Source organism: Azoarcus sp. L1K30 (assembly GCF_018122735.1).
Taxonomy (GTDB): Bacteria; Pseudomonadota; Gammaproteobacteria; order Burkholderiales; family Rhodocyclaceae; genus Parazoarcus.
In genome coordinates this window covers 1,217,854-1,225,886 of the sequence record NZ_JAGRRD010000001.1, presented here as the reverse complement: position 1 = coordinate 1,225,886, position 8,033 = coordinate 1,217,854, and the positions used below count along the sequence as shown (strand labels likewise).

Below are 8,033 nucleotides of genomic sequence, written 5' to 3'. Positions count from 1 at the left end.
CGGCGATGAGTTCGGCGGCGAGGTAGTCCATCGGGTGGCGCTCGGTCGATTGCACGTAGTGGTCGGGATAGCCGACGATGTTCGCTTCGGCGATCCAGGCCGTCCGGCGTGCGCCGTTGGCGTCCTGCCCGCGACCGAACCACACCGGCTCGCCCTCGGGGCCGACGATGACGCACTGGTGTACATAGAAGGACCAGCCGTCGTAGCCGGTGAGCCAGTTCATGTTGGTAGGGTCGGTGACGATCAGCACGTCGATACCGCGCGCATCCATCGCGGCGCGGGTCCTGGCGAGCCGCGCCGCGTACTCGCTGCGGGCGAAGGGTAGCTGGATGTTGTCTGGCATGGGCTCTCTCCGTTCCAGGGCGAAGTCAGGATTCGAATTGGGTGCCATGTGCGCCTGCACGGGCACGGGCGAAGGCGAGGGTCGCGATCGCGGTGTCCTGCGCGCCGGTGCCGGTGAGGTCGCAGATCGTCACGTCGTCGCGGTGCGTGCGGCCCGGTCGCAGGCCGGCGATGACCTGGCCCAGTTCGGGAAAGTCGGCATCGGCGGCAATCTGCCCGGCGTCGATTGCGTGATGAAGTTCCCCGAGCACGCGCACCTGACTCAGGCGGTCGCAGACGTAGCGCGCGGCAGCCAGTGCGGCCGGGGCGATCTCGTTCTTGTGCTCGGCATCCGATCCCATTGCCGTGATGTGGAGGCCGGGATGCAGGTGGTGCGCCTCAATCAGCGGTGCATGGCTGGGGGTGGTCGTGATCGCGATGTCGGCGCCGTCGAGCGCGGCGGCGATGTCCGCGCAGGCGCTCACACGCAGGCCGAGTGCGCGGCTCATCTCATCTGCGAAGCGCCGTGCCGCTTCGATGCGCGGGGCCCACACCGTGGCCGACTCGATCCGGCGCACCTGCGTCAGTGCCTTCAGCTGCAGCCGCGCCTGTTCGCCGGCGCCGATCACGGCGACGCGCCTTGCATCCTCGCGGGCAAGCCAGCGTGCTGCCACCGCGCCGGCAGCGGCCGTGCGCACCGCCGTAAGGTAGCCGTTGTCCAGCAGCAAGGCCTCGGGCACGCCCGTGCGGGCGGAGAGCAGCACCATCATGCCGTTCAGGCTTGGCAGACCCAGGCTGGGATTGTCGAAGAAGCCCGGGCTCACCTTGATCGCAAAGCTGTCGAGCCCCGGCAGGTAGGCCGTCTTTACGTCGACTTCGCCGTTGTGTTCCTTGATGTCGAGCCGCAGGATCGCCGGCATGACGACTTTCTCGGTGGCGAGCAGGCGGAACGCGTGTTCGACGCAGTCTATTGTGCTTGCGTCGAGCGCGACGCAGGCGCGCAGATCGGATTCGCTCAACAGGATGACTTTCGACATGAGGCCCTCTTCGGTCCGGAACGCCCCACGCCGATGCGTCGGGGATTGCGGATCAGTGTAGGAGGGCGGGTCAGGTGTTCTGCATGTCCTAGTGCAATGACTGCCGCTTTTGCGGAATTGCCGCGGCAATGTTCAGCCGCGGCGTCGGTGCGATGTGCGCCGCGGTGCGGCGGTCGTTCACAGGTAGTGGTGCACCTGGGGATACTGGCGGAAGACGTTGGCGATCGTCGCCAGCGCGCCATTGATGCGGACATCGCTGCCATCTGCCCCGAGGCAGATCCGGATGGCGCTTGGGCGCGGCGTGCCGGGTGTCAGGAAGGGGTCGGGCGCCGTGACCGCGACCAGGTGATGGCGCAGTTGTTCGACCAGGCTGTCGAGTTGCCAGTGCTTCGGCACGCCGACCCATGCGGACAGCGCCGACGGATGGTTCGATAGCGTGAATTCGCCCAGGTGCTCCTCGACGCTACGGTGGCGCATTGCCAGGCGCTCGCGTTGCAGTTCGACCAGCCGGATGGCGGTGCCGTCGGCGATCCAGCGCGTTGCGACTTCGGCGAGGAGCGGGGTCGCCATCCAGCTATTGACGCGCAGGATGCTCTCGACCCGCAATGCGAGGCGCCGCGGCATGTTGAGGTAGCCCGTGCGCATGCCGGTCAGCACCGACTTGGTGAAGCTCGTCAGATAGAAACCGAGTTCGGGAAGATGACTGGTGATGGGGGGCGGACGCTGCGCGAGCAATGGTCCGAACACATCGTCTTCGATCACGTACACCCCGTAGCGCTCCGCAATTCGGGAAATTGCGCGCCGACGCGAATCCGGCATCACCGCGCTGGTGGGATTGTTCAGGTTCGGGGTGCACACCAAAGCGGTGATCCGCTCATTGGCGCACATGTCTTCGAAGTGGTCGGGCTGAATGCCGTATTCATCGGAATCCAGCCCCTTGAGGGTGAAGCCGAGCACTTGGGCGGAGCCGATCACGCCATGGTCGGTGAGGCTGTCGGTCAGGACGACATCGCCCGGGTTGACCAGCGAGGCGAGGGCGAGGAATTGCGCATGCGAGGCGCCGTTGGTGATCAGCAGGGTCTCGATCGAAGCGCTCATGCCCAGACCCGCAAGCCACTCCACGCCTGCCGCGCGGTGGTGCTCGAAGCCGGCAATCGGCCGACACGCGCGCATCCACGGCTGGTTCGCCTGCGCAGCCAGGGCGCCACAGGCGCTGCGCCATGCCTCATCATGCGCATCGGTATAGATCAGGCGCGCGATGGAAAAATCGATCAGCGAACGTTCGGCGCGATCGAGCATGTAACTTGCGACCTTTTCGGTGACGCGCTTTGCCACGAAGCTGCCGCGCCCGACCTCGCAGCGGATCGCCCCATGCTGCTCGAGTTCCTTGTACGCATTGGTGACGGTCTGCACGCTGATGCCCAGCTTGTGCCCGACTTCGCGCTGCGGTGGCAGGCGGGTGCCTTCGGCAAGCGTGCCGTCGTCGATGTCGGCGGCAATCGCCTGGACGAGGATCTTGTATTTCGATTCTCCACCACGTGCTGCGTCCAGTGCCTTTCGCCAATGTTCCATCATGGGGTGCTCCTGGCTTTATGCCCGCGCCCGATGTCGTTTCGGGGCGGGAGGGTTGCGGACTCAGGGCTGCGTGGCGCACTCCTCGACCTGTTCGCAGACGAGGCGACGATGTAGCGCCATGTCGATGTTTGCGCCGCTGACGAGAACGACCGTCGTGCCGGGTGCCCGCACTCGACCTGAGAGCAGTGCGGCAATGCCGACCGCGCCGCTGCCTTCCACAATGAGTTGTTCTTCGCGATAGGCATGCCTGATGGCCTGCGCGATGTCTTGCTCTGAGACTAGCATCGTTTCGTCGACCAGTTCGCGGGCCATGCCGAAGGTGTAGCGATTGTCGAGACCGATACCGCCGCCGAGCGAGTCGGCAAGCGTTTCCAGTTCTTCGACCTGCACCGGGTGGCCGGCGGCGAGGCTGGCGTGCATCGCACACCCGCGCTCCATGGTGATGCCGATGACGCGGATGTCGCGCGAGGCGCTCTTCATTGCGAGTGCGACGCCGGCTATCAGGCCACCGCCGGACAGTGGCACCAGCACGGTGTCGACAGCGGGAAGGTCGTCGAGAATCTCCAGTCCAACCGTGCCCTGGCCAGCGATCACGTCGCAGTGGTCGAATGGTGGCAGCAGTGTGAGCCCCTCGGTGCGCACCAACCGTGCAACCTCGTGCTCGGCTTCGTCCTGACTCGCGCCGACGATATGGACTTCGGCGCCGAGTGCGCGGATCGCGTCGACCTTGTTCGACGGCACCAGGCGCGACATGCAGATCACTGCGCGCATGCCAGCCTGTTTTGCCGCATAGGCGAGTGCGCGGCCGTGGTTGCCCGTGGATACGCCGATTACGCCGCGCGTGCGCGCCGCATCGTCGAGTGCGAGCAGGGCATTGGTTGCGCCGCGCAGCTTGAAACTGCCGGTGATCTGGTGACACTCGAGCTTCAGGTGCACCGGGGAGCCGATGTGGCCTGACAGGCTCGCGGAGGCGACGAGGGGGGTGTGCCGCACGCGGCCACGGATGCGGTGGCGGGCGCGGTAGAGGTCGATCAGACGGATGTCCTGATTCATTGTGGCGTGTGCTCCTGAAGGGTATCGAACAGCTGGCCGGGTGCGGCGGGCGCGGTGAGGCCGACGAGATCCAGCGCATGCCAGACGATGGCCTGGTTGCTGGTGACGACCGGACGGCCGAGTGCCGTCTCGAGCGCTGCCACGGAAAGACTCGCGCGCAGCGCCGTGCACGAGATGAACAGCGCGTCGGCCTCGGGTGCCATTGCCCGAAGACCCGCCTCGACGATCGTTTCCGGCCGGATCGCCGTCATCGCGTAGTCATCGTCCATGTCGAGGCCGGACACGTTCAGCACCTCCAGTCCGCGGCTTGCGTAGTATTCGCCGAGCGCGCGGTTCACGTCCGCACGGTAGGGCGTCAGGATCGATACCCGGCGCGCGCCGAGCCGCTCCAGGGCGGCGAGGCTGGCGGTGACCGGCGTAGTCTGGTAGTGCGACGGTTTGGAGCGGGCGATCAGCGCCAGCGTCTCCGCCTCGCCCAGCGCCAGCGTGCCCGAGGTGCAGCCGTAGACGACAACGTCGAGCGTCAGGCCCGGCAGCAGATCGCGCCCGGCGCGCGGCAGGTCGTCGGCGACGCTGCGCAGGGTCTCCAGCGTCATCGGGTTGGCGTGCCTGACACGGTTGCAGTACAGCCCGACGTCGGCCGGCAGCATGCGGCGCAGGTCGGCCTCGCTGTTGAGATCGGTGGCCAGACCGAGCAGGCCGATGCGGGCCCGGTCCGTTGCGGGCGTGAGTGTGGCGGTAACGAGCGTGTCGATGCGCAAGGCAATCTCCGGGTCAGCGGTAGGCGAGTTTGGGCAGGGTCAGTGCGATCTCGGGGATGAAGATCAGCAGCAACGATGCGAACAGCAGGATGGCGATGAAGGGCGGTGTGCCGCGGATCACGTCCAGGTAGGGTTTACGGAAGATTGCACAGGCGGTGAAGATGTCACAGCCGAAGGGTGGCGTGCACGAGCCGATGGCCATCTGCATGGTGACGATGGTGCCGACGAGCACAGGGTCGATGCCGGCCGACTGCACCAGCGGCATGAAGATCGGCGTCATGATCAGGGTGACGACGATCGGGTCGACAAACATGCAGCCGATGAAGAATGCGATCGAGATTGCGAACAGGATGGTGTAGGGCCCGGCTTCGGCGAGTCCCAACGCGCCGATCAGTTGTTGCGGAATCTGGGCGAAGGAAATGATCCACGAGAAGGCGGCGCCGGTGCCCACGAGGACGAACACGATGCCGGTAATCAGTCCCGTCGAGTAGGCGATGCTGGGGATGTCAGAGAGTTTCACCGCGCGGTAGATGAATACTTCCAGCACGAAGGCGTAGAGCACCGCGATGGCAGCGACTTCGGTCGGGCTGAAGAAGCCGCCGTACAGCCCACCCACGATCAGCACCGGGAAGAATGTCGCGAGTGCCGCCTTGCGCACCGCAAGCAGGCGTTCGCCCCAGCTCGCGCGCGGCAGCAGCGGAATGTCCTTTTTCCACGCGTACCAGACCGAGAAAATAGTGAACAGCACGAGAATCAGCAGACCGGGACCAATACCGGCGAGGAAGAGCTCGGCGATCGATACCTTGCCGACGATCCCGAATACGATCATGCCGATGCTGGGAGGGATCAGGAAGGCGATGTCCGAGGCGTTGATGATCAGCGCAGTTGTGAACTTGTCGTCGTAGCCGGCCTTGAGCATGCGCGGGCGCAGTGGCCCGCCGATGGCGACCACGGTCGCCTGCGTGGAGCCGGAGATCGCGCCGAACAGCGTACATGCGACCGCTGCCGTCACCGCCAGGCCGCCGCGGATGTGACCGAAGAAGGTCATCGCGAGATCGAGCAGCCTGTTCGCGGTACGTCCTCGGGTGACGATGTCTGCAGCGAGGATGAACATCGGTACCGTGATCAGGGCCACCGGGCTGATGCCGCTGATCATCTGCTGCACCATGATGTCGGTCTTGAGACTCGGGAAGTACACGAAGAAGGCCACGAAGGTCGCGGTCAACATCGGCACCATCATCGGGAAACCCATCAGCATCATGAACACCATGATGAGCAGGATTGTGAGCGCCATGATGTCGTCTCCTCAGATCGTCGGCATGTCGATTTCGTCATGCTCACGGATGCCCGGCGCGACATGGACGCTGCCGGGGGTGCGCATGTTGACGAGGGCGGTGAGCCAGAATTGCAGCGTCGCGATGGCCAGACCCAATGGAATCCACAGCAAGGTGATCCACATTGGGAACTGCAACGCGGGGGTGACGCGGCCCATGGCCTGGGTGCGCAGGATGTAGGTTGTCGCATACCACGCGAGCAACGCGAGCACCACGGCAGTGATTGCCTGGATGGTGGCGAGTGCCCAGCGGCGGTGCTCGACGGGAAGCATGTCGGTGAATGCCGACATCCGGATGTGGCGACCCTGACGGGCCGCCGCACTGGTGCCGACGAAGGTGATCAGGACAATCAGGAACTGATTGAGCTCCTCGGAGAAGAACAGACTGCTGTTGAAGCCGACGCGCGCTACGACATTGCCCAGAGTATTGACCGCCATCAGGATGATCGCCCAGGCAAGAAGCTGCTTTTCCAGCACGGCCAGTCCATGGTCGATGCGGCGTAGTATTTGCAGGATCAAGCCCTGCTTGGGCGCTTCCTCCATCTGTCTCTCCTCCATCTGCAGGCGTCATCCTGCGCAGGCGTTGCGTGTATGAAAGTGGTCCCGGCCATGATTAGCCTAGTTCGATCGTCGCATTAGTTGGATTTTTTCGACGGGACCAGTCTAGGGTGGCGCGCATGGCCGGTCGAATGCACTAGAACAATCTTGACATCGCACCACTAATGTGCACACGCACCATCATGGGGTTTCATTTTGGTGCATTCGAAAAATGTTCTAGTGCAATTGTCGAGAGACATCTTCGGCGTAGGCTCGGATCCGTGTCGAGTTGCCGCATGGGCGGCGCCAGGCCCATCAAACCATTCAGGACGGAGAACGAAACAATGGCCATTACGAAGACCCTCAAGCAATTGCTTGCCGGTGCGGCGATCAGTCTTGCAGCCGTCGGTGTCGCAAGCGCCGAAGATTGGAAGTTCGCGGTCGAGGAGGGCCCGGGCGATGTGCAGACCCTCTACGCCGAGCAGTTCAAGAAACTCGTCGAGAAGCGCACGGACGGCAAGGTCAAGGTCACGATCTACACCTACGGCCAGCTCGGCAATGAGAATGACCTGACCGAACTCACCGCAGCCGGCGCGGTCCAGTTTTCCAATGCCTCGCCGGGTCACCTTGGCACCTTCGTGCCCGAGGTCCAGGTGCTGAGCCTGCCCTTCCTCCTGCCCGAGGCGGACGCGCCCAAGGCCGCGGTGCTGTCGAACAGCAAGGCGCTGTACGGTTCGCTGGCGAAGGACTTCGCGGCCAAGGGCCTCAAGCTGTTCACGATCTACCCCGAAGGCGAGATGATCTGGACGACCAAGAAGGAAGTCCGCAAACCGGCTGATCTTGGCGACGTCAAGTTCCGCGTCATGACCTCACCGATCCTCATCGAGCAGTTCAAGCTGTACGGTGCGAACCCGGTGGCCTTGCCATGGGGCGAGATCTACGGTGGTTTGCAGATGAACGTCATCCAGGCGCAGGTCAATCCGGCCTTCTTCATCGAGAGCGCGAAGTTCCACGAGGTCACGGACCATCTGATCTACGTGGGCGATGTCGAATACACGACCACGGTGGTGGCCAATGCGGATTTCTACGCCGGGCTGTCACCCGAGCGCAAGAAGATGCTTGCTGAGGTTCGGGACGAGTTGCAGCAGTACATCCTGAAGACGGAGCGCGAAAAGAACGCCGCTGCGGTCGACAAGATGCGCAAGGACAATCCGAACCTGAAGATCGTCAAGCTGACCGACGCCGAGCGCGATGTCTTCCGCAAGCGGGCCGAGCCGCTGGGACAGAAGCTCGTCGACATGGTGGGTGGGCGTACCGACGTCATCCTGAAGGAACTCAAGGCTGATATCGATGCCGCCGTTGCGGCTGCGAAGTAGGCTGATTTCCGGCATCGGCTGATACACCAGGAAGGGGGCG

8 protein-coding genes are annotated in these 8,033 nt (G+C 64.1%); 1 reads left to right on the top strand and 7 read right to left on the bottom strand.

What is annotated here, in order from left to right; all coding sequences use genetic code 11:
• From J5J83_RS05445 to J5J83_RS05415, 7 genes are all read right to left on the bottom strand, one after another.
• The coding region (locus tag J5J83_RS05445; protein ID WP_212346353.1) for an aminopeptidase P family N-terminal domain-containing protein at positions 1 to 343 on the bottom strand (343 nt) is incomplete at its 3' end.
• A gap of 25 nt (positions 344 to 368) precedes the next feature.
• A complete protein-coding gene (locus J5J83_RS05440; RefSeq protein ID WP_212346350.1) occupies positions 369 to 1,358 on the bottom strand; it encodes a cyclodeaminase in 990 nt (329 codons plus the stop codon).
• A 177-nt stretch (positions 1,359 to 1,535) separates the two neighbouring features.
• On the bottom strand, positions 1,536 to 2,933 hold the full coding sequence (locus tag J5J83_RS05435; RefSeq protein ID WP_212346347.1) for a PLP-dependent aminotransferase family protein: 1,398 nt from the start codon (positions 2,931 to 2,933) through the stop codon (positions 1,536 to 1,538).
• A 60-nt stretch (positions 2,934 to 2,993) separates the two neighbouring features.
• A complete protein-coding gene (gene eutB / locus J5J83_RS05430) occupies positions 2,994 to 3,986 on the bottom strand; it encodes a hydroxyectoine utilization dehydratase EutB (RefSeq protein WP_212346344.1) in 993 nt (330 codons plus the stop codon).
• Positions 3,983 to 4,747, bottom strand: coding sequence for a hypothetical protein (locus J5J83_RS05425; RefSeq protein WP_212346341.1), 765 nt, complete (start codon positions 4,745 to 4,747; stop codon positions 3,983 to 3,985). Before J5J83_RS05425 ends, eutB begins: the two co-directional genes overlap by 4 nt.
• A gap of 13 nt (positions 4,748 to 4,760) precedes the next feature.
• Entirely contained in the window at positions 4,761 to 6,041 is a 1,281-nt protein-coding gene (locus J5J83_RS05420) for a TRAP transporter large permease (protein ID WP_212346337.1), read from the bottom strand.
• A 12-nt stretch (positions 6,042 to 6,053) separates the two neighbouring features.
• On the bottom strand, positions 6,054 to 6,623 hold the full coding sequence (locus J5J83_RS05415) for a TRAP transporter small permease (protein WP_212346334.1): 570 nt from the start codon (positions 6,621 to 6,623) through the stop codon (positions 6,054 to 6,056).
• Between the two features lie 338 nt (positions 6,624 to 6,961).
• Here J5J83_RS05415 and dctP point away from each other — a divergent pair, with 338 nt between their 5' ends.
• The gene (dctP, locus tag J5J83_RS05410) at positions 6,962 to 7,993 is read left to right on the top strand and encodes a TRAP transporter substrate-binding protein DctP (protein WP_212346331.1); all 1,032 of its coding nucleotides are present in this window, start codon (positions 6,962 to 6,964) and stop codon (positions 7,991 to 7,993) included.
• The last annotated feature ends 40 nt before the right edge of the window (positions 7,994 to 8,033 follow it).